The organism is Janthinobacterium sp. 67 (genome assembly GCF_002797895.1).
Taxonomy (GTDB): domain Bacteria; phylum Pseudomonadota; class Gammaproteobacteria; order Burkholderiales; family Burkholderiaceae_D; genus Janthinobacterium.
On the sequence record NZ_PGES01000001.1, the window covers coordinates 4,077,973 to 4,102,508 of the forward strand.

The 24,536-nt window shown below is 64.5% G+C and carries 25 protein-coding genes and 1 tRNA gene; 18 read left to right on the forward strand and 8 right to left on the reverse strand.

The window, feature by feature from the left end:
* Position 1: 1 nt before the first annotated feature.
* The 6 genes from bioF to CLU90_RS18245 all read left to right on the forward strand — a co-directional run bounded on the left by bioF (position 2) and on the right by CLU90_RS18245 (position 7,127).
* A complete protein-coding gene (gene bioF, locus CLU90_RS18220; RefSeq protein ID WP_100428586.1) occupies positions 2-1,198 on the forward strand; it encodes an 8-amino-7-oxononanoate synthase in 1,197 nt (398 codons plus the stop codon).
* Entirely contained in the window at positions 1,188-1,979 is a 792-nt protein-coding gene (bioD, locus tag CLU90_RS18225; RefSeq protein ID WP_092719096.1) for a dethiobiotin synthase, read from the forward strand. The genes bioF and bioD overlap by 11 nt, the downstream gene beginning before the upstream one ends.
* Before the next feature lie 45 nt (positions 1,980-2,024).
* Positions 2,025-3,071: a biotin synthase BioB gene (gene bioB / locus CLU90_RS18230; RefSeq protein WP_092719099.1), complete on the forward strand. Its 1,047-nt coding sequence runs from the start codon at positions 2,025-2,027 to the stop codon at positions 3,069-3,071.
* Positions 3,072-3,231: 160 nt separating this feature from the next.
* Positions 3,232-5,259, forward strand: coding sequence for an acetyl/propionyl/methylcrotonyl-CoA carboxylase subunit alpha (locus CLU90_RS18235; protein ID WP_100428587.1), 2,028 nt, complete (start codon positions 3,232-3,234; stop codon positions 5,257-5,259).
* A gap of 10 nt (positions 5,260-5,269) precedes the next feature.
* Positions 5,270-6,202: a 2-hydroxyacid dehydrogenase gene (locus CLU90_RS18240; RefSeq protein ID WP_100428588.1), complete on the forward strand. Its 933-nt coding sequence runs from the start codon at positions 5,270-5,272 to the stop codon at positions 6,200-6,202.
* Position 6,203: 1 nt separating this feature from the next.
* Entirely contained in the window at positions 6,204-7,127 is a 924-nt protein-coding gene (locus CLU90_RS18245; RefSeq protein WP_100428589.1) for a hydroxymethylglutaryl-CoA lyase, read from the forward strand.
* 175 nt (positions 7,128-7,302) lie between these two features.
* On the opposite strand, the gene CLU90_RS18250 is transcribed toward CLU90_RS18245, so the two are convergent.
* Positions 7,303-7,379, reverse strand: a tRNA-Pro gene (locus CLU90_RS18250).
* A 178-nt stretch (positions 7,380-7,557) separates the two neighbouring features.
* Here CLU90_RS18250 and CLU90_RS18255 point away from each other — a divergent pair.
* Entirely contained in the window at positions 7,558-8,178 is a 621-nt protein-coding gene (locus CLU90_RS18255; protein ID WP_157808854.1) for a hypothetical protein, read from the forward strand.
* Positions 8,179-8,219: 41 nt separating this feature from the next.
* Here the strand turns inward: CLU90_RS18255 and rsmI are convergent, their stop codons facing one another.
* Positions 8,220-9,128, reverse strand: a complete 909-nt coding sequence (gene rsmI, locus CLU90_RS18260) for a 16S rRNA (cytidine(1402)-2'-O)-methyltransferase (protein ID WP_092719113.1) — start codon at positions 9,126-9,128, stop codon at positions 8,220-8,222.
* Positions 9,129-9,188: 60 nt separating this feature from the next.
* On the opposite strand from rsmI, the gene CLU90_RS18265 reads away from it, so the two are divergent.
* From CLU90_RS18265 to CLU90_RS18295, 7 genes are all read left to right on the forward strand, one after another.
* On the forward strand, positions 9,189-10,505 hold the full coding sequence (locus CLU90_RS18265; protein ID WP_232731251.1) for a penicillin-binding protein activator: 1,317 nt from the start codon (positions 9,189-9,191) through the stop codon (positions 10,503-10,505).
* A gap of 9 nt (positions 10,506-10,514) precedes the next feature.
* Entirely contained in the window at positions 10,515-10,874 is a 360-nt protein-coding gene (locus CLU90_RS18270) for a YraN family protein (protein WP_092719119.1), read from the forward strand.
* 57 nt (positions 10,875-10,931) lie between these two features.
* Positions 10,932-11,528, forward strand: a complete 597-nt coding sequence (locus CLU90_RS18275) for a phosphoheptose isomerase (protein ID WP_071325998.1) — start codon at positions 10,932-10,934, stop codon at positions 11,526-11,528.
* On the forward strand, positions 11,521-12,210 hold the full coding sequence (locus tag CLU90_RS18280) for a BON domain-containing protein (protein ID WP_100428592.1): 690 nt from the start codon (positions 11,521-11,523) through the stop codon (positions 12,208-12,210). The genes CLU90_RS18275 and CLU90_RS18280 overlap by 8 nt, the downstream gene beginning before the upstream one ends.
* A gap of 82 nt (positions 12,211-12,292) precedes the next feature.
* On the forward strand, positions 12,293-12,814 hold the full coding sequence (locus CLU90_RS18285) for a peroxiredoxin family protein (protein ID WP_092719124.1): 522 nt from the start codon (positions 12,293-12,295) through the stop codon (positions 12,812-12,814).
* Between the two features lie 85 nt (positions 12,815-12,899).
* On the forward strand, positions 12,900-13,490 hold the full coding sequence (locus CLU90_RS18290; RefSeq protein ID WP_100428593.1) for a sigma-70 family RNA polymerase sigma factor: 591 nt from the start codon (positions 12,900-12,902) through the stop codon (positions 13,488-13,490).
* Positions 13,487-14,182 (forward strand): anti-sigma factor, encoded by a 696-nt coding sequence (locus tag CLU90_RS18295; protein WP_092719130.1) that lies wholly within the window; start codon positions 13,487-13,489, stop codon positions 14,180-14,182. The genes CLU90_RS18290 and CLU90_RS18295 overlap by 4 nt, the downstream gene beginning before the upstream one ends.
* A 64-nt stretch (positions 14,183-14,246) precedes the next feature.
* On the opposite strand, the gene CLU90_RS18300 is transcribed toward CLU90_RS18295, so the two are convergent.
* Both CLU90_RS18300 and CLU90_RS18305 read right to left on the reverse strand, forming a co-directional pair.
* The gene (locus CLU90_RS18300) at positions 14,247-14,669 is read right to left on the reverse strand and encodes a PaaI family thioesterase (protein WP_092719133.1); all 423 of its coding nucleotides are present in this window, start codon (positions 14,667-14,669) and stop codon (positions 14,247-14,249) included.
* A gap of 84 nt (positions 14,670-14,753) precedes the next feature.
* On the reverse strand, positions 14,754-15,911 hold the full coding sequence (locus tag CLU90_RS18305) for a PepSY-associated TM helix domain-containing protein (protein ID WP_100428594.1): 1,158 nt from the start codon (positions 15,909-15,911) through the stop codon (positions 14,754-14,756).
* 219 nt (positions 15,912-16,130) lie between these two features.
* Between CLU90_RS18305 and CLU90_RS18310 the strand changes: the two genes are divergently transcribed.
* The 4 genes from CLU90_RS18310 to CLU90_RS18325 all read left to right on the forward strand — a co-directional run bounded on the left by CLU90_RS18310 (position 16,131) and on the right by CLU90_RS18325 (position 20,147).
* The gene (locus tag CLU90_RS18310; protein WP_100428595.1) at positions 16,131-16,676 is read left to right on the forward strand and encodes a YbhB/YbcL family Raf kinase inhibitor-like protein; all 546 of its coding nucleotides are present in this window, start codon (positions 16,131-16,133) and stop codon (positions 16,674-16,676) included.
* Complete coding sequence (locus CLU90_RS18315; RefSeq protein ID WP_198511237.1) at positions 16,666-17,487, forward strand: helix-turn-helix transcriptional regulator; 822 nt, start codon at positions 16,666-16,668, stop codon at positions 17,485-17,487. The genes CLU90_RS18310 and CLU90_RS18315 overlap by 11 nt, the downstream gene beginning before the upstream one ends.
* 69 nt (positions 17,488-17,556) lie before the next feature.
* Positions 17,557-17,901, forward strand: coding sequence for a hypothetical protein (locus tag CLU90_RS18320; protein WP_092719140.1), 345 nt, complete (start codon positions 17,557-17,559; stop codon positions 17,899-17,901).
* A 92-nt stretch (positions 17,902-17,993) separates the two neighbouring features.
* Positions 17,994-20,147: a TonB-dependent receptor gene (locus tag CLU90_RS18325; protein ID WP_100428597.1), complete on the forward strand. Its 2,154-nt coding sequence runs from the start codon at positions 17,994-17,996 to the stop codon at positions 20,145-20,147.
* Between the two features lie 186 nt (positions 20,148-20,333).
* Here CLU90_RS18325 and ung read toward each other — a convergent pair whose 3' ends face one another.
* The 4 genes from ung to pdxR form a co-directional block, all read right to left on the reverse strand.
* Positions 20,334-20,996: a uracil-DNA glycosylase gene (gene ung / locus CLU90_RS18330; protein ID WP_100428598.1), complete on the reverse strand. Its 663-nt coding sequence runs from the start codon at positions 20,994-20,996 to the stop codon at positions 20,334-20,336.
* Between the two features lie 144 nt (positions 20,997-21,140).
* Entirely contained in the window at positions 21,141-22,148 is a 1,008-nt protein-coding gene (gene lipA, locus CLU90_RS18335) for a lipoyl synthase (RefSeq protein WP_092719146.1), read from the reverse strand.
* Between the two features lie 37 nt (positions 22,149-22,185).
* Positions 22,186-22,890, reverse strand: a complete 705-nt coding sequence (gene lipB / locus CLU90_RS18340; RefSeq protein ID WP_092719149.1) for a lipoyl(octanoyl) transferase LipB — start codon at positions 22,888-22,890, stop codon at positions 22,186-22,188.
* A gap of 75 nt (positions 22,891-22,965) precedes the next feature.
* On the reverse strand, positions 22,966-24,438 hold the full coding sequence (gene pdxR, locus CLU90_RS18345; RefSeq protein ID WP_100428599.1) for a MocR-like pyridoxine biosynthesis transcription factor PdxR: 1,473 nt from the start codon (positions 24,436-24,438) through the stop codon (positions 22,966-22,968).
* Between the last annotated feature and the right edge of the window lie 98 nt (positions 24,439-24,536).

Below are 24,536 nucleotides of genomic sequence, written 5' to 3' on the forward strand. Positions count from 1 at the left end.
GATGGAACTGATCGCGCGATTACAACAGCAGCTGCAAGGGCTGGAAGAGCGTAGCCTGATCCGCCGCCGCCGCACCGTCGACACGCCGTGCGCGCCGCGCCTGACGGTCGATGGCCGCGAGATGCTGGCCTTTTGCAGCAACGACTACCTGGGCCTGGCCGCGCATCCGCGCATCGTCGCCGCGCTGAAAGAGGGCGCCGACCTGTATGGCGCCGGCAGCGGCGCTTCGCACCTGATCAGTGGTCACAGCCGCGCGCACGCACAGCTGGAAGAACGGCTGGCCGCTTTCGTGGGCGCCAACCTGGAAAACGCCCGCGCCCTGTATTTTTGCACCGGCTACATGGCCAACCTGGCCGTGCTGACGGCCCTGTCGGCGGGCGATGCGGATACCGAGATTTTTTCGGAAGCGCTGAACCACTCCTCGCTGATCGACGGCACGCGCCTGGCCCGCGTCAAGACGCGCGTGTATCCGCATGCCGACCTCGATGCCCTGGCGATCCTGCTGGCGGCCAGCACGGCACAGACGAAAATCGTCGTCACCGACAGCGTCTTCAGCATGGATGGCGACCTGGCGCCGCTGCCCGCGCTGCTGGCCCTGTGCGAACGATATGGCGCCTGGCTGGTGGTCGACGACGCGCACGGCTTCGGCGCGCTGGGAGCCGATGGCCGCGGCGCGCTCGAACACTTCGACCTGCATTCGCCCTACCTCGTATATGTGGGCACGCTGGGAAAATCGGCTGGCGTGGGTGGCGCTTTTGTGTGCGCGCACGAAGCCGTGATCGACACCCTGATCCAGAAGGCGCGCCCCTACATCTTCACGACGGCGGCCCCGCCCGCGCTCGCGCATGCACTGCTGGCCAGCCTGGATATCATCGCCGGGGAAGAAGGAAAACAACGCCGGGCTCACCTGGCCGCGCTGGTGGCGCAATGGAACGAGGGCTTGCAGCTGCGGCGCTGGCAAGCCTTGCCATCGGTGACCGCCATCCAGCCCGTCATCATCGGCGAGAATGCGGACATGCTGGCCGTCGCCGCCCAACTGTACGAACAGGGACTGTGGGTCGGCGCCATCCGCCCGCCCACCGTGCCGGCCGGGTCGGCGCGCCTGCGCGTGACCCTGTCGGCCGGCCACACGGCGCAGGAAGTGGCGCAATTGATCAACGCAGTTAACACCCTGGAAAGGACACGCCATGAGCCTTGATGATCCTATCGTGGCGGACGTGCTGGCGGACCTGGCGCCGGCCGTGCAAACGGCGCCGGCAACCACCGGCCTGCCATCGCGCTTTGCCTGTTTCGTCACCGGCACCGACACGGAAATCGGCAAGACCCTGACCTCGTCGGCCCTGCTGCACGCGCTGGTCGCGCGCGGCGTGCGCGCCTGCGGCATGAAGCCAGTGGCCGCCGGCGCCGAAATGCGCGACGGCGAACTGCATAATGAAGACGCCGACAGCCTGATCGCCGCCGGCAACGTCACCATGCTGCGCAGCCTGACGACGCCCTATATGCTGAAGGAACCGGCTGCGCCGCACATCGCCGCCGCGCTCGAAGGCGTGAGCATTGAGTCCGTGCCGATCCTGGCCGCCTACCTGGAAATCGCCGCCGCCTCGGACGCCGTCGTGGTCGAAGGCGTGGGCGGTTTCCGCGTGCCGCTGTCCAGCGATTTCGATTCGGCCGACCTGGCGCAGCAACTCGATCTGCCCGTGATCCTCGTCGTCGGCATGCGTCTGGGCTGCATCAGCCAGGCCTTGCTGACAGTGGAAGCCGTCGAAGCGCGCGGCTTGACGGTGATCGGCTGGGTCGCCAACACCCTGGAAGTGGAAATGCGCTTCCTCGACGAAAATATCGATGCGCTGATCGAGCGCATCCCGGCGCCGCTGCTGGGCAGGGTGCCGCGCCTGGCGCAGCCGAGCGCGGAAGCGGCGGCCGCGTATCTCGATTTCACCGGCTTGCCCAACTGGCCGGCGCAACAGTCGAACACTTAAACCAAACAATTAATCGTATCCAAAAATAGAAGCGAAGGAATCACCATGTCCGTAGTCCAAGAAGCAGCAAAAACCGTCGAACTGCACCGTCCGACAGCGCGCATCACCCTGCCCGAAGCGGCCACCTGGCCCATCGATGATGTGCTGGCCCTGTTCGACCTGCCATTCAATGACCTAATGTTCCAGGCCCAGCAAACGCACCGCGCCAACTTCCCCGACGGCGACGTGGAACTGGCGACCCTGTTGTCGATCAAGACGGGCGGCTGCGAGGAAGATTGCGGCTACTGCCCGCAGGCGGCCCGCTACGACACGGGCGTGGAAGCGAAAAAAATTCTCGACATCGACACGGTGCTCGACGCGGCCCGCCAGGCGAAAGCCAATGGCGCCACGCGCTTCTGCATGGGCGCCGCCTGGCGCGGCCCGAAAGACCGCGACATGGACAAGGTCGAAGAGATGGTCAGCAAAGTCAAAGCGCTGGGCCTGGAAACCTGCGCCACCCTGGGCATGCTGGAAGAGGGACAAGCGGACCGCCTGAAAAACGCGGGCCTGGACTTCTACAACCACAACCTCGATACGGCGCCCGAGTTCTACGACAACGTCATCTCGACGCGCGAATACCAGGACCGCCTGGACACCCTGGGCCGCGTGCGTGAAGCGGGCTTGAAGGTGTGCTGCGGCGGCATCGTCGGCATGGGCGAGACGCGCCTGCAACGCGCGGGCCTGATCGCCCAGCTGGCCAATTTGAATCCATATCCGGAATCGGTGCCCGTCAACCACCTGGTGCAGGTGGAAGGCACGCCCTTGTTTGGCCTGGAAGCGCTGGACCCGTTCGAATTCGTGCGCACGATCGCCGTGGCCCGCATCACCATGCCGAAAGCGCGCGTACGCTTGTCGGCCGGCCGCCGCCAGATGGGCGAAGCCGTGCAGGCGATGTGCTTCCTGGCTGGCGCCAATTCCATCTTCTACGGCGACAAGCTGCTCACCACCGACAACCCGGAAGCGGAAGACGACCGCGTCTTGCTCGGCAAACTGGGCTTGCAGACGCGCGGCGCCATGCTCGAATCGGTGCAGAAAGAAAAGTGCGGCTGCTGATGACAGCCTTGTCGGGTTACGCCGTGCCGGCTAACCCGACCTACGATATCCAGCCTCACCATGCGTAGGTCGGTTTAGCGCGTAGCGCGTAAACCGACAAACCAGCAGACAAGGTCCGCCAAGAGACAGCTGCCCCTTTTTGAGAGAATAGAGAGAGACCATGTTCACTAAAATCCTGATCGCCAACCGCGGCGAAATCGCTTGCCGTGTCGCCGCTACCGCGCGCCGCATGGGCATCCAGACCGTCGCCGTGTATTCGGAAGCGGACGCCAACGCCAAGCACGTCGCCGTCTGCGACGAAGCCGTCTTGATCGGCCCCGCGCCGGCCAAGGAAAGCTATCTGTGCGGCGACAAGATCATCGCCGTGGCGCTGGCGACAGGGGCGCAGGCGATCCATCCCGGCTATGGCTTTTTGTCCGAGAACGCCGACTTCGCCGACGCCTGCCACGCTGCGGGCCTGGTCTTCATCGGCCCGCCGGCATCGGCCATGCGCGCCATGGGCTCGAAATCGGCGGCCAAGTCGCTGATGGAAAAAGCCAACGTCCCCCTGGTGCCCGGCTACCACGGCGAGGAACAGGATGCTGACTTTTTGCACGGCCAAGCCGACAAGATCGGCTACCCCGTGCTGCTGAAGGCGTCGGCCGGCGGCGGCGGCAAGGGCATGAGAGTCATCGAGCATTCCGATGATTTCAAGGCCGCGCTGGCCTCGTGCAAGCGCGAAGCGATCAGCTCTTTCGGCGACGACAAGGTGCTGGCCGAAAAATACCTGTCGCGCCCGCGGCATATCGAAATCCAGGTGTTTGCCGATACCTTGGGCAACTGCATCTACCTGTTCGAGCGCGATTGCTCGGTGCAGCGCCGTCACCAAAAGGTGCTGGAAGAAGCGCCGGCGCCTGGCATGCCAGCCGAACGCCGCGCGGCCATGGGCGAAGCGGCCGTCGCCGCCGCCAAGGCCGTCGGCTATGTCGGTGCGGGCACGGTGGAATTCATCGCCAACCAGGATGGCTCGTTCTACTTCATGGAGATGAACACGCGCCTGCAGGTCGAACACCCGGTGACGGAAATGATCACCGGCACGGACCTCGTGGAATGGCAGCTGCGCGTCGCCTTTGGCGAGCCGCTGCCGAAAAAACAGAATGAACTGGCCATCCACGGCCACGCCATCGAAGCGCGCATCTACGCGGAAAATCCGGAGAAGGGTTTCCTGCCATCGATCGGCACCCTGCGCCACATGCAGTCGCCATCGGCCGTCACGTTCGAACTCGGTGGCACGGTGGTGCCGGCCGCCGTGCGCATCGATTCGGGCGTGCGCGAAGGCGATGCGATCTCGCCATTCTACGACCCGATGATCGCCAAGCTGATCGTCTGGGGCGCGAACCGCCGCGAGGCGCTGGCGCGCATGGCGCAGGCGCTGTCCGACTACCAGATCGTCGGCCTGGCCAGCAATATCGCCTTCTTGAAACGCCTCGTCGAAGGCCAGGCATTTGCCAGCGCGGACCTCGATACGGGCCTCATCGAGCGCAATCAGGCGTCGCTGTTCCCCGCCTTGCAGGCGGCGCCCGACACGGCCCTGGCGCTGGCGTCCGTCGCCCTGCTGCTGGAAGAAAAAGCGGCGGCCGAAACGCAATCGGCCAACCGCGCCGACCCGTGGGGCAATGCCCTGGGCTGGCGTTTGAACAGCACGCTGGGACGCAGCCTGTCGTTTGCCGATGAATTCGCATTGGCCAGCGACAGCAAGGCCTACGCGGCGCGCATTGCCTACAAGACGGATGGCTGGCTGTTCAACGGCCAGCCGCTCTCCCTGACGGCGCACACAGGCAACGAGCTGCATATCAAGCTCGGTGAGCGTGCCGTGCACGGCACCGTGCTGCGCGACGGCGAACAGTTCCACGTATTTACCAACGGCTTGCACTACACCTTGCACTACAACGACCCGATGGCGCATGCGGGCGAAGTGGAAGCGGAGGGCGGGCGTCTGACGGCGCCGATGCCGGGCAAGGTCGTCGCCGTGCTGGTGAACAAGGGCCAGGACGTCAAGAAGGGCGAGCCTCTGGTCATCATGGAAGCGATGAAGATGGAGCACACGATCGCCGCGCCGCACGACGGCCTGGTGGAAGACGTGCTGTATGCGGTCGGCGACCAGGTGGCCGATGGCGCGCCGCTGCTGGCCTTCAAGGCCGCCGCATAAAGGTAAGCACATGCGCATCCTGTTACAACGTTCGGACGGCAAGGAAGCGGCGTGGATCAGCGACTTGCGCGACTTGCTGCCCGAGGCAGAAATCCACTTCTGGCGCGAAGGCGAAGCGGTTGAACCATGCGACTACGCCGTCGTGTGGCAGCCGCCCGCCGCCATGCTGCCCGAGCTGGCGAACGTCAAGGCCATCTTCAACACGGGCGCCGGCGTCGACGCGCTGCTGAAATTTGGCGACGCGCTGCCGGCCCACGTGCCGCTGATCCGTCTCGATGACGCGGGCATGGGCGTGCAGATGGCCGAATATGTAAGCCATGCCGTGCTGCGCCACTTCCGCCGTTTCGACGATTACGAGGCGCAGGGCCGCGCAGGCATCTGGCAGCCGCTGCCTGCGTTCGACAAGGCGGACTTTCCCGTCGGCGTGCTGGGCATGGGCGTGCTGGGCACGCGCGTGCTCGAGGCGCTGGCGCAGTTCGAGTTCCCGCTGCGTGGATGGAGCCGCAGTCCAAAACATGCCGATGGCGTGGCGTGTTTTGCGGGCGACGAAGGACTCGAAGCGTTTTTGCGCGGCACGCGCGTGCTCGTGTGCATGCTGCCGCTCACGCCGGAGACGCACAACCTGCTCGACCGCGCGCGCCTGTCGATGCTGCTGCCGGGCGCCTACGTCATCAACGTGGCGCGCGGCGCGCATATCGCCGAACCGGATCTGCTGACCCTGATCCGCTCCGGCCATATCGCCGGCGCGACACTTGACGTGTTCCGCAACGAGCCGCTGCCACAGCAGCACCCGTTCTGGCAAGAACCCCGCATCACCATCACGCCGCATATTTCGGCCGCCACCCTGCGCCGCGAAAGCGTGGCGCAGATCGCCGCAAAGATGCGCCGCCTGCAAGCCGGAGACTCCGTCGCCGGCATCGTCAACCGTTTGCAAGGATATTGAGATGAACCCTACTACCAGTTTGCCCAAGCAGGTCAAGATCGTCGAAGTGGGACCGCGCGACGGCCTGCAAAACGAGAAGGAAACCATCAGCGCCGCCGTCAAGATCGAGCTGGTCGACCGCCTGACGCAGGCCGGCTTCGCCAATATCGAGGCGGCGTCCTTCGTCTCGCCGAAATGGGTGCCGCAGATGGCCACCAGCGCGGAAGTGATGGAAAAAATCGCGCGCCGCGCCGGCACCATCTATTCCGCGCTGACGCCGAACATGCAGGGCTTTGATGCGGCGCTGGCGGCGAAGGCCGATGAAGTGGTGATCTTCGGTTCCGCGTCGGAGGCGTTCTCGCAAAAGAACATCAACTGCTCGATCGCCGAATCGATCGCCCGCTTCGAAGGCGTGGCGAAGGCGGCCAAGGAACACGGCCTGCGCCTGCGCGGCAGCATCAGCTGCGCCTTCGGCTGCCCCTACCAGGGAGACGTGCCGCTGGACGCCGTGGCCGACGTGGTGGGCCGCATGCGCGACCTCGGTTGCGACGAGATCGACATCGCCGACACCATCGGCGTGGCCACGCCGCGCAAGACGCAGGCGGTGATGGAGCGCGCGATTGCCGCCTTCCACGTGGGCGGCCTGTCCGGCCACTTCCACGATACCTATGGCCAGGCGCTGGCAAATATCTACGCCAGCCTGGAAACGGGCATCGCGATCTATCACTCGTCCGTCTCCGGCCTGGGCGGCTGCCCGTACGCCAAGGGCGCCACCGGCAACGTGGCCACCGAGGAAGTGCTGTACATGATGCAAGGGCTGGGCATCGCCACCGGCATCGACCTGGACCTGGTGGTGGACGCGGGGCAGTTCATCTCGCAGCAGCTGGGGCGCAAGGGATCGAGCCGCGCCGGCAACGCCATTGCGGCGAAGCGCGCCGCTGTGTAGGTCGGATTAGCGTGGCGACGCCACGCGTAATCCGACAATATTGTTGGCATTGCGGTGTTGTCGGGTTACGCGCTTTGCGCTAACCCGACCTACCCCGACCGACCCCGACGTACGTGAACCGTACGGACGAAAAAAAACCCAAGAGCCGAAACTCTTGGGTTTTTTTCTACAAATTTGGTCGGAGTACAAGGATTCGAACCTTGGACCCCCTGGTCCCAAACCAGGTGCGCTACCGGGCTGCGCCACACTCCGAAGACCAAGATAATACAGGCCGTATCGACTTCGGTCAAGGGTCAGGTGAAACTCTGTGTAAATTATTTACGCGCGGCACTCGAATGCATGTATTTTTCAAAACGATTGAAGTATGCGACACTGGCTTGGCAAGTTTTCCCGATCAGACATGAAGGCGACGACGGCAATGGAATTCAGGATGGAAAGAAGCGGCGGTGGCCGGCCCGCGCCGAGCCGCCGCGGCATCGTGCTGGGCATCGCCGTGTCCTTGCTGCTGCATGGCGCCTTGATCACTCTGTGGCGCCATGTGCAGCCGGCAGCGCCACCGGACACGGTCCCGCGCGTGGAGTCGATCGCCGTATGGATACGTCCACTGGCCGCCAAGCCGCCCCCGCCGCCCGTCGAAGTCGTCAAGCCGAAGCGCGAACCCAAGCCCATCAGCAAGCCGACACGCGCTACGGCCCGGGAAACGCCGGCGGCAGCCACGGCGCCGACATCGAGCCCGCAAGCCATCACGGTCGTCCCGGCGTCACCGGCCACGCCGGCGGCCAGTCCCGATACCCTCACGCAAGAGACGCCGAAATTCGACATGGAAGCGGCCAGGAGGACGGCGCGCAAGATGGCCGGCGAGCGCGACCCGTCCAAGGTAGGCACGGCCGTGGGGCAAATCCCAGACAAGCCGCTGCAAACGGAAACCCAGCTGGCGCGCGACATCGCGCAGGGCAAGCGCGGCGATTGCCGCACCGCCTACTCAGGCGCAGGCCTGCTGGCGCCCGTATTGATGTTGCTGGACAAGAAGGATAGCGGCTGCAAGTGGTGATAGTTTAACAACACACCCATCAGGGGCAGGCCGCTATCAAATTATTCCTGCCCCTTCAACTGCAAGGCCCGCTCATACAACGCATTCTTCTTGCGTCCCGTGATTTGCGCCGTCAGATTCGCTGCCTGCTTGACGCTGCATTCGGCCAGCAGGATATTGAGGATGCGCTCCGCTTCCACGTCTTCCGCGTCCTGCGCTTCCGTGGCGCCTTCCAGCAGGACGACGAATTCTCCCTTTTCGCGGTGCGCGTCGGCGCGTATCCAGCTTTCCGCCTCGGACAGGGGGCAGCGGTGGATTTCCTCGAACAGTTTCGTCAGCTCGCGCGCGAACACCACCTGGCGCGTCGGTTCGAACGCTTCCGCCAGGGCCGTGGCGCAATCGAGGATGCGGTGCGGCGCTTCATAAAACACCATCGTGGCCGTCACGCCGCGCAGGCTGTGCAGCATGTTTTCGCGCTGCTTGGCTTTTGCCGGCAGGAAGCCGACAAAGTAGAACTGGTCATTCAACAGGCCGCTGGCGGAAATGGCGGTAATCGCCGCCGACGGGCCGGGCAGGGGCAGCACGCGCAGGCCGGCCGCGCGCACGGCGTCGACGATGCGCGCGCCGGGGTCGGACACGGCGGGCGTACCGGCGTCGGAAACGAGGGCGATGCGTTCGCCGGCGTGCAGGCGGGCGATCAGGGTTTGCGCCACTTCGCGCTCGTTATGTTGATGCGCCGCAATCAATGGCTTGTTCAAGCCAAAGCGCGTCAGCAGGTGCGCCGTGTTGCGCGTATCTTCACAGGCGACGGCGTCGGCAAGGCTCAGCAAGTGCAGCGCGCGCAGGCTGATATCGGTCACATTACCGATGGGCGTGGCCACTATATACAATGTTGCGATAGGATAGACCTGGTGCGCCGCCTCTGTCATGATGGGCAGGCTGGCGATGGAACTGATTTCTTGTACGGTCATTTTGGAGGTTAAATGCTTGCTAATAGTGTGAAGTTACTGCTTGTTTGTGCCGCGACCGGCATGCTGAGCGCTTGCAGCACGCCTTGCGACGCGCCCGGGCAATTGTGCGCGCCTATTGAATCTAACACAAGGGCGCTGCCGCCACCGAAGCCGCTGCCACCGCCCGTGCCGCCCAAGCCGCCCGCGCCCGAACCGGTGACGTTTGCCGTGGCCGTGCCCGATATTACCGCCTACGACGGCAACGGCGCCCCGTTGGCACCCATCGATACCAAGCCGGCCACCGGCACGCCGCAGGACATGCCGGCCGCCACGGCGCCGGCGCCGTCCGACGGCAATGTCCATCACATCGGCCTGCTGCTGCCGCTGCGCTCCGCTTCCCTGGGACCGGCCGCCGAATTGCTGCGCGCCGGCTTCATGGCCGCGTACGAGCGCGACCGCAGCGGCTTTGAAGTGACGGTGATCGACACGGGCGACGGCAGTACGGACGTGCTGAACAAGTTTGCCCAAGCGCAGGAGGAACAGGACATCGTCGTCGGTCCTTTGTCGCGCTCGGCCGTGACGGCCGTGGCGAACAGCAACCTGGTGCGCAAGCCGACGATCGCCCTGAACCACCCGGACAACCGCGGCGAAGCGCGCCTGCCGGCCAAGCTGCTGGTGATGGGCCTGTCGATCGAAGCGGAAGCGCGCCAGGTCGCCGCCTGGGCCGCCAGCGAACAGCCTGGCGCCAGCGCGCTGATCCTGTCGGCCAGTTCGCCCTCGCAGCGCCGCATCAGCGCCGCCTTCAAGCAGGAATGGCTGCGCCAGGGAGGCAAGATCGAGACGATGGACTTGACGGCCACGAATGGCTACCTGAGCGATGCGGAACTGGTGCAGCTGCGCGCGCGCCTGGCCGCCACGCCGCCGGGCCTGCTGTTTGCCGCGCTCGACGCCGACCAGGCACGCCAGCTGCGCGTGGCCATCGGCAGCGATCTGCCCCTGTATGGCACTTCGTCCTTGAATCCCGGCGCCGGACGCGGCGCCAGCGGTCCCGAACTCGACGGCGCGCGCCTGCTGGACTTGCCATGGCAAGTGCAGCGCGACCATCCGCAAGTGATGGTGTATCCGCAGCCGCCGCAACCGGCCGATGCCCGCCTGACGGGCGACATGGAACGCCTGTACGCGCTGGGCATCGATGCCTTCCGCGTGGCGCGCGAAGTGGCGCTGCGGCCGAACGCGCCGTTCACGCTCGATGGCGTGACGGGCCGCCTGGCCGTGCGCTTCGACGATGATCAAAGCGTGTTCGAACGCACGGAACAGGCCGCCACCTATCAGCAGGGCGTGCTGGGCACCTGGCCACCGGCCGCGCCGGCGCCTGTCTCTGTGCCGCCGGCCCAATAAGGACATGCCATGCCACCCCTGCCTTTCCAGAATAAACAGGCACGGGGACGGCAAGGGGAGGACGATGCGCTCGCGTATCTGCTGCTGCAAGGCCTGGTGCTGCTGGAACGCAATTATCTGTGCAAGGGGGGCGAGCTGGACCTGATCATGCGCGATGGCGCTTCGGTCGTCTTCGTCGAAGTGCGGCTACGCAGCAGTGCAGCCTTCGGCGGCGCCCTGGCCAGCATCACGCCAGCCAAGCAGCGGCGCATGACGGTGGCGGCGCAAACCTGGCTGCTGGGGCAGAAAACCATGCCGCCGTGCCGCTTCGACGCGCTGGCCATCGATGGCGGACGCATCAGCTGGCTGAAGAACATTCTCGATATGTAAGCATTTTTAACAGTGCTTGTCCGCCATGCCGCGCGCCTGCACTATAATCGGCAGACTATGAATAATCAACGCATCCTCTCGCACTTCCACGAAAGTGCCGAACTCAAGATCCAGGCCGCCACCGTACTGGCGCAACCCATTGCGCAGGCGATCGACCTGATGTTTTATGCATTGTCGAACGGCAACAAGATCCTCGCCTGCGGCAACGGCGGTTCCGCCGCCGACTGCCAGCATTTCGCGGCCGAGCTGGTCGGGCGCTTCGAACGCGAGCGCTTTCCGCTGCCGGCCCTGGCGCTGACGACGGATACGTCGATCCTGACGGCCGTGGCCAACGACTACAGTTACCGCGACATCTTCTCGAAGCAGGTGCAGGCTTTCGGCCAGGCTGGCGACATCCTGCTGGCCATCTCCACGTCGGGCAATTCGGCCAACGTGATGGCCGCCGTGGAAGCGGCGCTCGAGCGCGAAATGCGCGTCGTGGCGCTGACGGGCAAGGACGGCGGCGCCATCGGCAAGATGCTGACGGACGCCGACGTGCATATCTGCGTGCCGGCCGAGCGCACGGCGCGCATCCAGGAAGTCCACCTGACCACCATACATTGCATCTGCGACGGCATCGATGTCGCCCTATTCGGAGGAGACGTGAATGACTAAATTCGGTACTGGCCCAGGCTGGAAACGCGTACAACGCCCATTGGCCACCGCACTGCTGTGCGGCGCCATGCTCACTTCGCTCACCGGCTGCATCGAATTGATGGTCGGCGGCGCGGTGATGGGCGGCGTCGCCGCGGCGGACCGCCGCACCCTGGGCGCCCAGACCGAAGACAAGTCGATCGCCCTGAAAGGCGAATCGCGCATCCCCTCCGTCGTCGGCGACGTGGGACACGTGAACGTCACCAGCTTCAACCGCCGCGTCCTGCTGACGGGCGAAGTGCGCGACGAGGCGATGAAAAATGCCGTCGAGCGCGAAGTGCGCAATATCGAAGGCGTGGAATCGGTGGCCAATGAATTGATCATCGCCGGTCCGGCCAGCTACACCTCGCGCTCGAACGACGCGCTGATCACCACCAAGGTCAAGGCCAGCCTGGTCGACATGAAAACCATCTCGGCCGCCTCGTTCAAGGTCGTCACGGAAAACGCCACCGTCTTCCTGATGGGCCGGGTCACCCAGCGCGAAGGCACGGTCGCGGCCGACGTGGCGCGCGGCGTGGGCGGCGTGCAGAAAGTGGTCAAGCTGTTCGACTACATTTCGGAAGCGGAACTGAAGCAATTGCAACCCGATCCGCCGCAGCAGCAGCGCACGACGAGCACCGTCAGCGACACGGTGCAGCAATAAGCGCCTCCTCCGTTTGACCTACGGCTTTGATGCGGCGATACGGATATAATGGCCGCATCGTCGCGCTTTTCAAGTGAAAACCATGTCAACTTCGCCATCCGCAAGCAAGTCCTGGATCAAGCCAGCCCTCGTCGCCGTCCTCGTGGCGGGCGTGGCGGCGGCCGGCTATCTGTCGCTCAATGACAAGCAAAGCGCGCCGGACGTCACCTTCCACGGCATCCATGGCGAAAAGATTTCCTCGGCGAGCCTGCGCGGCAAGGTCGTGATGGTCAATTTCTGGGCCACCTCGTGCACCACCTGCGTGGCGGAAATGCCGGACATGGTCGACACCTACAACAAGTACAAGGGGCAGGGCCTGGAATTCGTGGCCGTGGCCATGAAATACGATCCGGCCAACTACGTGCTGAACTTTGCCGAAACGCGCCAGCTGCCGTTCAAGGTGGCGCTCGACGTCACGGGCGAGGCGGCCAAGGCCTACGGCGACGTGGCCCTCACGCCCACCACCTTCGTGCTCGACAAGCAGGGCAAGATCCTGAAACGCTACGTGGGCAAGCCGGAATTCGCCGAACTGCACAAGCTGCTCGAAACGGCCATCGCAGGATAACGCCGCACAAAACCTTGTTGCCAAGTGTTATCAACCTGTTATAACCTTCCCAGGCGTGATCCCACTCACCTTGTGAAGGCCAGCCGTGCCCCTAGCCGCCCAATCGCTCGACCCGCAGCAACTGAAAACCTGGCTGCTCGCCACCGGCAACAAGGACGCCACCGCGTTCCGCCAGCTCTATCACTCCACCTCATCGAAACTGTTTGGCTTCGCGCTGCGTATATTGCATAAGCAAGAGCTCGCTGAAGAAGCCTTGCAAGAGGGTTTCGTCGCCATCTGGAACAACGCCGCCACGTATCAAAGCCATCTGGCGGCGCCGATGACCTGGATGGCCACCATCGTGCGCAACAAGGCGTTCGATGTGCTGCGGCGCAGCGACGATACCGTGGAAATCGATGCCGAACAGTTTGATAGCGAAGTCATGAATGCACTCCGAGACCCCCAGGCCACGCCGATCGAGTCACTGCAGCTGAGCGGTGACGCCAAGGCGCTGGCGTTTTGCATGTCCGCCCTGGAAGGGCTGCACCGGCAGGTGGTCGCCCTGGCGTTCTATCATGACCTGTCGCACAGCGAAGTGGCGCAGCAGATGTCGCTGCCGATCGGCACCGTGAAGACCTGGATACGCCGCAGCCTGGAACGGCTGCGCACGTGTCTGGCGAAACGGGAGGCATCATGAATATCCGCGGCAATGACGTGCTGCGCCAGAAACTGGCGTCCGAATACGTGCTGGGCACGCTGAAAGGGGGCGCGCGGCGGCGTTTCGAAGGCTGGCTGCACAACGACGCCGACTTGCGCAATATCACGGCCGAATGGCGCCAGCGCCTGGAACCGATGGCGGAATTCGCCACGCCCGTGGCGCCGCCCAAGCGCGTGTGGCAGCAGATCGAACAGCGCTTGCACCTGGCGCCGCAAGGCGGCTGGTCGTGGTTGCGCGATTCGCTGTCGTTCTGGCGTGGTCTGGGCATGGCCTCGAGCGCCATCGCCGCCTTGCTGGTCATCGTCGTGGCCACCCGCGTGATGGACGCGCCGCAGATCAGCTATGTCGCCAGCCTGACGGACGAGAAAGCGCAAACGGCCCTGTTGCTGACGGCCGACAGCCGCCACGGCGCGCTCGAGGTGCGCATGGTGGGCAACGCACCCGTGCCGAGCGACAAGGATCTGGAACTGTGGGCCGTGCCAAAGAGCGGCAACCCGCGCTCCCTGGGTTTATTGGCCGACAAGGGCAATGTAAAACTGGCCTTGTCCCAGCGCGCCATCGGCAACGACGTGGCCCTGCTGGCCGTCACACTGGAGCCGAAAGGCGGTTCGCCGAATCCGAATGGACCGACGGGGCCGATTTTGTATAAAGGTAACTGGGTGAAAATCTAGCGAACCCAAAAGCAAGGGCTGGGGTCGTACCCTGCAGGGTACGACCCCGGATTTTGCCCTTGGGTTATTTAGGATACAGAATCATCTGCGTACAGCGGAACAAGGCTATCGTCTTGCCCGTGTCCTTGCTTTTCACCACGGCATCCCACACTTGCGTGTTGCGGCCCTTGTGCTCGACTTTGGCCGTGCAGGTGAGCGTGCCTTCGCGGGCCGTGCCCAGGTGGTTCGATTTGAGTTCGATGGTCGTAAAATTGCTCGCGCCCTCGGGCAGGTTGACGATGCAGCCATAGCCGGAAGCCGTGTCGGCCAGGGTCACCACGCTGCCCGCGTGCAGGTAGCCGTTCGGCGCCAGCAAATGCGGCAGCACGGGCAATTCCGCCGTCAGCTGGCCGTCGCCCACTTCCGTGATGACGATGCCCAGGTGGCCGGGCAGGCGGCCCGTGCCGCGTTCATTCAACATTGCTACGGTGATGTCGGGATTGCTCATGCTGGTCCTTGTGCGGGTGAGTCCGTGATACGCCGGAAAATACTATGATGATAGCAACTTTCCCCGCATCGGTCTGACGGCCGCTTATTTCCGGCCGCGCCGCCGTTTCCACCACACCAATGTCCCCGTCAGCAGGAACAGCAGCGGCATCAGGCCGAAGGCGGTAATAAAACCGCGCCCGGCCACGCCAAACGCCTGGCCCGAATGCAGGGGGAATTGCCAGCCCAGGAAGACGTCGCCGGCCGGTGCCCGCAAGGGATCGCGTATGCGCAGGGGCAAGCCGCTGCGCGCGTCCAGCGTGATGCGCGTGGCACCGTCGCCCTGGGCGATTTCGCCGGGCTGGCGCACGCGCACGTCGTAGGGCTGGTCTTTTTTCGCCGGCAGCACGATGCGCGACACGCGTGCCTGCGGATACAGCTGCTGCGCGGCGGCCATGGCCTGGCCCGCATCGAGCAGGTCGCCGTCCTGCCGCAGATTTTTCAGCTTGGCCTTGTCCGGCGCCGTCGACACGAGTTCCACCAGCGGCACGACCAATTGCGGCAAATTGAAATAAATGCCGGAAAAGGCGAGCACGGCCAGTACGGGCGCGGCAAAAAAGCCGGCCGCCTTGTGAAACGTGTAATTGAAGCGGGGCCAGGAACCGCCATGCGACACCGTCAGCGCGCGCTTGACCGCCGTCCACTGCAGGCGCGGCCACCACAGATAGATGCCGCTCAAGGCCATCAGCAGCAGCATTACGCCCGAGATGCCCGTGATGGTCTTGCCTACTTCGCCCGACAATAAATAGCGGTGCAGATGAAACATGCCCGACATCAGCAGCGGGCGCGTGAGGCCGAAACGCCCCCAGTCGCGCTCGCCTTTGACTTGCAGGGTGTAGGGGTCGACCATCACCTGGCGCACGATGGCCTGGCTGAAGGGGGACGGCTTGTCCGCCTGGCGGTACGAGGCCACGTACACGTCGCGCGCATCGGCGGGCGGATTGAGCTGGGCCGGCTTACCGTAGGCGGGGTCGGCCGCAAGCCCATCGACCACCGCTTGCACCGTGCGCGGCGTCACCTGGAACACCTGGCCGGGCGCGGGCGTACTCGCCTGGAGCAGGGTCGGATTCAGATACGCGTCGAGCTCCGGCATCCAGGCGATGGCCGATCCCGTCAAGCCCAGCAGGACGAACAGGGCGCCGAACCACAGGCCCGCATACAGGTGCAGTTTGCTGATCAACCACTTGCTCGGGCGTTTGGACATGGGAGGCGACTCGGGAATTTTGGGCTGCAGAACGATAGCATGAAAGCCCCGCAGTGAAAATCATGCGCAGGCAGGAAACGGCAAACGCAACAACATGCTCATGAGAACATTGAAATCAGGTAAAAACGAGCGTTTCGGCACCATCATCGAGCGCATCGGCATCGCCAGTCAATGTTGCACGACATACACTTTCGCCTATACTTCATCGAAAGGAAAACCATGACCACCTCCCGTTTGCTCGCCGTCACGCTGGGTCTCGCTCTGCACCTGGGCGCCCACGCCGCCGATTTCACAGTCACCAGCAGCGACATCGCACCGGGCCAGACCCTGGCGCCGGCGCAAGTATTCCAGGGCTTCGGCTGCACGGGCGGCAACCTGTCGCCGCAATTGTCATGGCAGGGCGCGCCGGCCGGCACCAAAAGCTACGCCGTCACCCTATACGACCCGGACGCGCCCACGGGCAGCGGCTGGTGGCACTGGAGCGTGTTCAATGTGCCCGCCAGCACCACGTCCTTGCCGGGCGCCGCAACGGCCAGCACCCTGCCTGCGGGCGCCATACAAGGGCGCAACGATTACGGCGACAGCAGCTACGGCGGCGCCTGCCCGCCACCGGGCGACAAGGCGCACCGTTACCAGATCACCGTGTGGGCGCTGAAAACGGACAAGTTGCCGCTGGACCGGCACGCCAGCGGCGCCATGCTCGGCTACATGCTCAACGCCAACGCGCTGGGCAAGGCCCAACTGACGGGACTGTATGGCAGATGAGATGGAAGCGGTCGCCCTGAGCGAACTGCGCATCGCCCATGGCACCATCGAGGCGCGCCGCGCGCAAACCCTGCGCCGCGTGCCCGTCTTCCAGAGCGCCCTGTGCCGCGTGCGACAGGGAACGAAGCTGCTGGAATGGGGCGCTCGCCAGGCGCGCGCCGGCACGCACGACGTGGTGCTGATGCCGGCGGGACAGGAATTGGGCGTGGCCAACCTGCCCGACGCGCAAGGCTACCGGGCCGAAGTGCTGAGTTTTTCACCGGCCCTGATCGCCCGTTTTCGCGCGCGCCATGGCGGCCTCGTCGATGCCCAGCTGCGCCATGCGGCCACGGCCAGCCTGTGCGTGCCGCTCGATGCCCACGCGGCGCATGCCTGGGACCAGTTGATGGCCAGCCTGGCGAGTGGCGCACCGCCCGCACTGCTGGCGCACCAGGCGGAAGGCTTGCTGCTGGCCCTGGCCCTGGGCGGCCATTGCGGCCCGCTGCTGCTGGACCGCCGCGATCCGCTGGCCGCGCGCGTGCAGCAAGTGCTGCTGCTGGACCCGGCCGCCGACTGGAGTGTTGCCAAGGTGGCGTCGAAACTCCATGTGGGCGCGTCCACCCTGCGCCGCCAGCTGGCCCTGGAACAGCGCCACTTCCGCGCCATCCTCGAAGATGTACGGCTGGGACTGGCCTTGCAGGAATTGCAATCTGGCATCTTACCCATCAGCGACATCGCGGCCGCCTGCGGCTACGCCTCGCCCTCGCGCTTCGCGGCCCGTTTCCGCCAGCACTACGGCCTGTCGCCACGCGAACTGCGCGCTACCCTGTAATGTTCGTCCAGCGCAATTGAATTGCAACAAGCGCTGACAGCGGGGCGATTTTCTTGCTACTATGCGCCCATGTCTTCCCGCCAGCCCACCCGCAAGCTTGCTCATCACGGTGCCGCCGCCTTCGCGCGCACGCCGTGGCAGTTGTGCGTGGCACTGTTCAGTGCGCTGGCCCTCGTGTTCCTGCTGTCGACGGCCGCCTCGCACCTGCACAAAACCACCCTCGACGCGGAAGAGTGCGCGCTGTGCGCCACGGTCATCGACAAGGTGGCCGACATCGCCGTGCCGCCGGCCATCGCCGAGCCGCCCGCCCAGTTACTGCCGTACCGCTTGCTGGCCATCGCGCCCGCCCCCCTGGCGCCCGTCGCCGCCCTCATCCTGCCGCCCGTGCGCGGCCCGCCTGCCGCCTCACTGTAGTTCCCACGCTGTTTTTCCTTTTTTTCAGGCTGCCCCTAGTCGCGCGTTCATGCGCGCCGGGCCGCCTGGCGTTGACTATTTTGAGGCTTACCATGCAATACACTCCCCGCCTGAGCGCGCTGTCGCTCGCCCTTGCCAGCCTGTTTACGAGTTCCGCGCATGCCGCCGAAGCCACCGCAGCGGCAGATGCCGCACCACAAGAGATGCAAAAGGTCGAAGTCACGTCCGCCCACCTGAAAAGCGCCCGCATCGAGCTGTCGCCAAAAGTCGGCACCACCATCTACAGCATCGACAGCCACATGGTCGACATGCTGGGCCAGGGCGACAACACGCCATTCAATGAAGTGCTGCTGCGTTTGCCGGGCGTATCGCAGGACTCGAAGGGTTCCGGTGCCCTGCACGTGCGCGACGACCATGCCAACGTGCAATACCGCATCAATGGCGTGCAACTGCCGGAAAGCATCACCGGCTTTGGCCAATCGATCGACACGCGATTGATCGACAAGACGGATTTCATGACGGGCGCCTTGCCGGCCCAGTTCGGCCTGCGCACGGCAGGCATCGTCGATATTGAAACGAAGGAGGGTGGCATGACGCCAGGCGGGCGCATCGGCATCATGGTCGGCAGCCACGACCACGTGGAGCCGAGTGCCGAATTTTTCGGCAGCGTGGGCAAGTTCAATTACTACCTGTCCGGCAGCTACCTCGGTAATTCCCTGGGCGTGGAAAACCCGCAAGACACGCGCAGCGCCCTGCACGACAAGACGCGCCAGAACAAATCGTTCGGCAGCTTGTCGTATTTCCTCGATGACAACACGCGCCTGGGTGCCATGTTCGGCACGTATAACGGCCGCTTCCAGATCCCGAACAACCCGAACCAGGCGCCCGCCTTCTCGCTGGCTGGCCACAGCGATGCGCAGGCGGGCACGTCCACGTTACCGTCGTCGCAGCTCAATGAAAACCAGCGCGAGGTGAACCGCTTCCTCGTGCTGTCGCTGCAAAAAAGCCTGGGCGACGTCAATTACCAGGTGTCGGCTTTCCACCAGTATTCGGAGCTGCACTTCACGCCCGACTCCATCGGCGACCTGATCTACAACGGCGTGGCCTCGGACTCGCGCCGCGCGAACAGCGCCTCCGGTGCCCAGTTCGACATCAGCTACAAATGGCACCAGGACCACACCGTGCGCGCCGGCCTGGCCTATACGCGCCAGAAGACGACGAGCGACAACACGGTGGCCGTCTTCCCCGCCATGGACGGCGCGCAAACGTCCACCACGCCCATCTCGATACTCGACAACAGCGGCAAGACGGGCACCCTGGCCAGTTTTTACCTGCAGGATGAATGGCACATCAGCAAGCCCCTGACCCTGAACTATGGCGCCCGCTTCGACAAGGTCTCGGCCTACACGAGCGAACAGCAATGGAGCCCGCGCGTCAATCTGGCCTACCAGATCGCGCCGGGCACGGCCCTGCACGCCGGCTATTCGCGCTACTTCACGCCGCCGCCGCAGGAACTGGCGGCCCAGGGCAGCATCGACCTGTACGCGAACACGACGAATGCGCCGGAAATCGGCCAGTCCGACAACGTCAAGGCCGAGCGCACGCATTACTACGACGTGGGCATCAGCCACCAGGTGAATGCGAAACTGACCGTGACGGCCGATGTGTACTACAAAAAGATCAACAACCTGCTCGACGAAGGCCAGTTCGGCCAGGCATTGATTTTGACGCCATTCAACTATGCGGACGGCTACGCCAAGGGCCTGGAGTTATCCGCCATCTACAGCGAGAAAAACTGGGGCCTGTTCCTCAACGCCAGCACGCAAAAGGCGCAGGGCCGCAACATCAATTCGGGCCAGGCCCTGTTTGGCGCCGATGAGTTGAACTACATCAGCAAGCACTATGTCTACCTCGATCATGACCAGAAATACACCTTGTCGGGCGGCGGCCATTATCACTTTGGCGATTCGCAAGTGAGCGCTGACTTCCTCTACGGCAGCGGCCTGCGCATGACCCCGGACGGCGGCGCGCCCAATTCCGGCCATCTGCCGAGCTACTTCACCGTCAACACGGCGCTCACGCACACGTGGAAGCACACGCCGGTCGGCAGAATCGAGGGGCGATTGGCCCTGATCAACCTGTTCGACAAATCATATCTGCTGCGCGACGGTTCCGGCGTGGGCGTGGGGGCGCCGCAGTACGGCGCCCGCCGCAGCATCTACGCCGGCCTGTCCACCAGTTTTTAACACCTGACAGTACCTACTGCGCGGCGTGGGGCGCGGCCTCCGATGCTCACTGTGCTAAAGCACAGCTGCGCTTCTCGGCCACGCCGCACATCCGCTCGCTACGGTTCTGTCCAGGTGTTGTAAGTCGCGCGAAGACAGCGGCAGGGAGCAACGCCTGCCGCTGTCGGTTGCCGTGCCGTATCTGATTTAGGCCCAGGCGATGGGCGCCTGGCCATGCGCCTGCAAATAGGCGTTGGCCTGGCTGAACGGCTTGCTGCCAAAGAAACCTTTGCTGGCCGACAAGGGGGATGGATGCGGCGCCGCCAGCACCAGGTGCTTGCCGGGATCGATCAGGGTGCGCTTGGCTTGCGCATAGCCGCCCCACAGGATGAACACGAGATTGTTGCGCTCGGCGGACAGGTGGCGGATGGCGCTGTCCGTCAGTTTTTCCCAGCCCTTGCCCGCATGCAAACCGGCCGCGCCCGCGCGCACCGTCAGCACGCTGTTGAGCAGGAACACGCCTTGTTCGGCCCAGTCCGACAAATCCGTGCGCGTGCGCGCCACGCCCAGGTCACTCTGCAATTCCTTGAAGATATTTTGCAAGCTCGGCTGCGGCGGCGTGCCTTCGGGAATCGAAAAACACAGGCCCATGGCCGCGCCCGGCGTGTGATACGGGTCCTGCCCCAGGATCACGACCTTGACTTGCTCGAACGGCGTCAGGTCGAACGCGCGGAAGATGGTTTTACCCGGCGGAAAACACGGCCCCGCCGCATACTCTTGCTTCACGAAAGCGGCCAGGCGTTCCCAGTAGGGCTGGGCAAACTCGCCTTCCAGCCGCGCCTTCCACGATGCGTCGATGCGTACGTCCATGCGTCACCTCGTAGCTTATCCGTCAACCATGCTTTTTCAGCATGCCAGTATAGGACGCTCAGCCGCATGAGGTGGGCACGATACGAACAGGCAAAAAAAAGCCGCCCGGCTTTGCAGCGGGCGGCTTGATGCGGCACAAGTGGCTTAGAAATTCAGCGCCGATTCCACGCCGGCGCTGTGCGCCTGTTCATCCGCGTGGTAGGAGCTGCGCACCATGGCGCCCACGGCGGCGTGGGTGAAGCCCATCTTGTACGCTTCCTCTTCGAACATTTTAAAGACGTCCGGGTGCACGTAGCGGCGCACGGGCAGGTGGCTGTTCGATGGCGCCAGGTACTGGCCGATGGTCAGCATGTCGATGTCGTGCTCGCGCATGTCGCGCATGACTTGCAGGATTTCCTCGTCCGTCTCGCCCAGGCCCACCATGATGCCGGACTTGGTTTTCACGTCCGGGTACATGGCCTTGAAGTCTTTCAGCAGCTTCAGCGAGTGCATGTAATCGGAACCGGGACGCGCTTCCTTGTACAGGCGCGGCGCCGTTTCCAGGTTGTGGTTCATGACGTCAGGCAAGCCATCCTTGAACAACAGCAACGCTTTTTCCAGGCGGCCACGGAAGTCGGGCACCAGCACTTCGATGCGGGTGTTCGGCGACAGGGCGCGCGTTTGCTGGATGCACTCGACGAAATGGCCGGCGCCGCCGTCGCGCAAGTCATCGCGGTCGACGGAGGTGATGACGACGTAGTTCAGGCGCAGCTTGGCGATGGTTTTCGACAGATTCGACGGTTCGTCCTTGTCCAGCGGGTCCGGGCGGCCGTGGCCGACGTCGCAGAACGGGCAGCGGCGCGTGCACTTGTCGCCCATGATCATGAAGGTGGCCGTGCCCTTGCCGAAGCATTCGCCGATGTTCGGGCAGCTGGCTTCCTCGCACACCGTGACGAGTTTGTTTTCGCGCAGGATGTCCTTGATTTCATAGAAACGGGTCGATGCCGACGCGGCCTTGACGCGGATCCAGTCCGGCTTTTTCAGGCGCTCGATCTGCTCGATCGGGACGATCTTGATCGGGATGCGCGACGTCTTGCTGGCGCCTTTTTGCTTTTCGCTCGGGTTGTAGGCGGGAGCGGCGGGTGCGGTGCTGGAAATGGTCTCAGAAGTCATGGCTGCGAGCCCTTGACGGGCATGTTGGTTTGTTTGCTCAGGCATCCGCTGCCTGAGGCGCGCCTGCGGCGCTGTTTACTTCGCTTACATCGAGTAATACGGTCAATTCATGGGCCAGGGCCCGCTGCACGTCGGCCAGCGGCGCCAACACGCCCATGCTGCGCATGTCCACCGTCTTCAGGCCGGAATAGCCGCAAGGGTTAATCCAGGAAAACGGCGCCAGGTCCATCGCCACGTTGAGCGATACGCCATGGTAGGTGCAGCCGTTGCCGCGCACTTTCAAGCCCAGCGCGGCGATCTTCGCACCCTTGCTTGGCCCGCCGGCGATATAGATGCCAGGCGCGCCATCGATGCGCTCGCCAGCGAGATTATACGCCGCCAGCACGTTGATGATGGCTTGCTCGATTTTATGCACGAACTGGCGCGCGTACAGCTTGCCGCCCGGCTTGTTGCGGCGCAAGTCCATCAGCAGGTAAATCACCACCTGGCCGGGGCCGTGGAACGTCACTTCGCCGCCCCGGTCCGTCTGCACCACGGGCACGTTTTCGGCGCCGGCCAGCAGATGGCCGCGGTCGGCCGCCAGGCCCAACGTAAATACGGGCGGATGCTCGACGATCCACAGTTCGTCGCGCGTGTCCGTCGTGCGCGCATCGGTAAAGGCGCGCATGGCGGCAAAGGTGGGCTCGTAATCGACGCGGCCCAGCTCGCGGATCAGCGCCTTTTCGGTGCGGGTGGTGGTCATGACGGATTCGGTAATCAGCTGCCGGCGCCCTGCGGACGCTGCGGCGAAGCCGTGATTATAAGCCAGGCGGCCGTTTCATTCCGGGGCGGACTCTGGCAACAGCAGCAACCTGCCCAATTTTTGTGCAGCATGGCGTACCTGGGCCAGGCTCAAGGCCGTGTAGCCGAGCAGCACGGCCGGCGCCAGCCTGGCGCTGTGGCAAAAGTCGCCGAGCGGCTGCAGCGCCAGCCCGTCCTGCGCCGCGCGCGCGCAAAACGCCCGCTCGTCGCTGTCCGGCGGCAGCCACAGCACGCAATGGAAACCCGCCTGCTGTCCCGTGACCGTGTAGCGCCCGGGGGCGGTCTGCTCGAGGCAGGCCAGCAACAGGTCGCGCCGCTCCTTGTAGGCCAGGCGCGCCTGGCGCAAATGGCGCACGAAGGCGCCTTCCTCCATCCAGGCGGCCAGCGCCAGCTGTTCCGTCACGCCTACGGAGCGGCCCGTCAATTGCACGATGCCCAGCAACTGCGGGCGCAAGGCAGGCGGCAGCACCATGAAGCCCACGCGCAGGCCCGCAAACAGAGTCTTGTTGAAACTGCCACAGTAAATCACGCGCTGGTACTGGTCCAGCGCCTTCAGGGCCGCCAGCGGGGCGCTGTGGTAATTGAATTCGCTGTCGTAATCGTCTTCCACCACCCAGGCGCCGTGGTCGTTCGCCCATTCCAATAACGCCAGGCGGCGCGTGACGGACATGGTCACGCCCAGCGGCGACTGGTGCGCCGGCGTCACATACGCGAGGCAGGCATCCGCGTGTCCGGCCAGCGCGGCGCAATCGATGCCCTCGGCGTCGACGGCAATGTCCACCGGCACGGCGCCGGCCAGAGCGAACAGGGCGCGCGCGGCCGGGTAGCCAGGTTCTTCCAGGCAGACTTTTTCGCCATCGCGCACGATGCCGCGCGCCAGCAAGTCGATCGCGTGACGGATGCCGGTCGTGACGATGATGTCTTGCGGGTCACAGCGGATGCCGCGGTACTTGGCGAGGAAATCGGCGATCTGCTGGCGCAGCTGGAGCAGGCCGGCCGGATCGGCGCTGCACAGCTGCTCCGGCGTGGCGGCGGCCAGCGCCCGCGTGGCGCACTTGGACCAGGCGGCCATGGGAAACAGGCTGGCGTCGGCGCGCCGCGCAACAAACGGCAAGCCGTCGCGCACGCCCGTGTCCGAAGCGGGCAGGGGCACGGCGGCCGGTACGGCCGGGGCGGCATCGGCAAAGCCTGCCATCAAAAAACGTTCCGGCACGACGGCGCACACGCGCGTGCCGGAACCGGGTACGCGCGTCACGTACGCTTCCGCATGCAGACGGTCGAACACGGTTTCGATGGTGCCGCGCGACAATTCCCACCGTTCGGCCAGGGTGCGGCTGGACGGCAAGCGGCTGCCCGCCGGCAGCATCTTCGTCAGGATGGCCGAGCGCAGCGCTTCATACGCGCCATCCTGCTTGTTGACGCCCGCCTTGTCGAGCCAGCTGGTCGGGCGAGGCAAGTCCAGGGTGTGCGGTGATTTTCCTCGCGGCATGATAATCGTCCAAGTGGTCCAATGAGTTTTCTGATGACTGGCACTTCGCATTACACCACAACCATCCTATTCTCACCGTTCCGGTGCGTCTGTCATCT

Excerpts from the sequence above, each read along its gene's own strand:
- bioF (WP_100428586.1), top strand. The coding sequence starts at position 2 with ATGGAACTGATCGCGCGATTACAACAGCAGCTGCAAGGGCTGGAAGAG.
- bioD (WP_092719096.1), top strand. The coding sequence starts at position 1,188 with ATGAGCCTTGATGATCCTATCGTGGCGGACGTGCTGGCGGACCTGGCG.
- bioB (WP_092719099.1), top strand. The coding sequence starts at position 2,025 with ATGTCCGTAGTCCAAGAAGCAGCAAAAACCGTCGAACTGCACCGTCCG.
- CLU90_RS18235 (WP_100428587.1), top strand. The coding sequence starts at position 3,232 with ATGTTCACTAAAATCCTGATCGCCAACCGCGGCGAAATCGCTTGCCGT.
- CLU90_RS18240 (WP_100428588.1), top strand. The coding sequence starts at position 5,270 with ATGCGCATCCTGTTACAACGTTCGGACGGCAAGGAAGCGGCGTGGATC.
- CLU90_RS18245 (WP_100428589.1), top strand. The coding sequence starts at position 6,204 with ATGAACCCTACTACCAGTTTGCCCAAGCAGGTCAAGATCGTCGAAGTG.
- CLU90_RS18255 (WP_157808854.1), top strand. The coding sequence starts at position 7,558 with ATGGAAAGAAGCGGCGGTGGCCGGCCCGCGCCGAGCCGCCGCGGCATC.
- rsmI (WP_092719113.1), bottom strand. The coding sequence starts at position 9,128 with ATGACCGTACAAGAAATCAGTTCCATCGCCAGCCTGCCCATCATGACA.
- CLU90_RS18265 (WP_232731251.1), top strand. The coding sequence starts at position 9,189 with ATGCTGAGCGCTTGCAGCACGCCTTGCGACGCGCCCGGGCAATTGTGC.
- CLU90_RS18270 (WP_092719119.1), top strand. The coding sequence starts at position 10,515 with ATGCCACCCCTGCCTTTCCAGAATAAACAGGCACGGGGACGGCAAGGG.
- CLU90_RS18275 (WP_071325998.1), top strand. The coding sequence starts at position 10,932 with ATGAATAATCAACGCATCCTCTCGCACTTCCACGAAAGTGCCGAACTC.
- CLU90_RS18280 (WP_100428592.1), top strand. The coding sequence starts at position 11,521 with ATGACTAAATTCGGTACTGGCCCAGGCTGGAAACGCGTACAACGCCCA.
- CLU90_RS18285 (WP_092719124.1), top strand. The coding sequence starts at position 12,293 with ATGTCAACTTCGCCATCCGCAAGCAAGTCCTGGATCAAGCCAGCCCTC.
- CLU90_RS18295 (WP_092719130.1), top strand. The coding sequence starts at position 13,487 with ATGAATATCCGCGGCAATGACGTGCTGCGCCAGAAACTGGCGTCCGAA.
- CLU90_RS18300 (WP_092719133.1), bottom strand. The coding sequence starts at position 14,669 with ATGAGCAATCCCGACATCACCGTAGCAATGTTGAATGAACGCGGCACG.
- CLU90_RS18305 (WP_100428594.1), bottom strand. The coding sequence starts at position 15,911 with ATGTCCAAACGCCCGAGCAAGTGGTTGATCAGCAAACTGCACCTGTAT.
- CLU90_RS18310 (WP_100428595.1), top strand. The coding sequence starts at position 16,131 with ATGACCACCTCCCGTTTGCTCGCCGTCACGCTGGGTCTCGCTCTGCAC.
- CLU90_RS18315 (WP_198511237.1), top strand. The coding sequence starts at position 16,666 with ATGGCAGATGAGATGGAAGCGGTCGCCCTGAGCGAACTGCGCATCGCC.
- CLU90_RS18320 (WP_092719140.1), top strand. The coding sequence starts at position 17,557 with ATGTCTTCCCGCCAGCCCACCCGCAAGCTTGCTCATCACGGTGCCGCC.
- CLU90_RS18325 (WP_100428597.1), top strand. The coding sequence starts at position 17,994 with ATGCAATACACTCCCCGCCTGAGCGCGCTGTCGCTCGCCCTTGCCAGC.
- ung (WP_100428598.1), bottom strand. The coding sequence starts at position 20,996 with ATGGACGTACGCATCGACGCATCGTGGAAGGCGCGGCTGGAAGGCGAG.
- lipA (WP_092719146.1), bottom strand. The coding sequence starts at position 22,148 with ATGACTTCTGAGACCATTTCCAGCACCGCACCCGCCGCTCCCGCCTAC.
- lipB (WP_092719149.1), bottom strand. The coding sequence starts at position 22,890 with ATGACCACCACCCGCACCGAAAAGGCGCTGATCCGCGAGCTGGGCCGC.
- pdxR (WP_100428599.1), bottom strand. The coding sequence starts at position 24,438 with ATGCCGCGAGGAAAATCACCGCACACCCTGGACTTGCCTCGCCCGACC.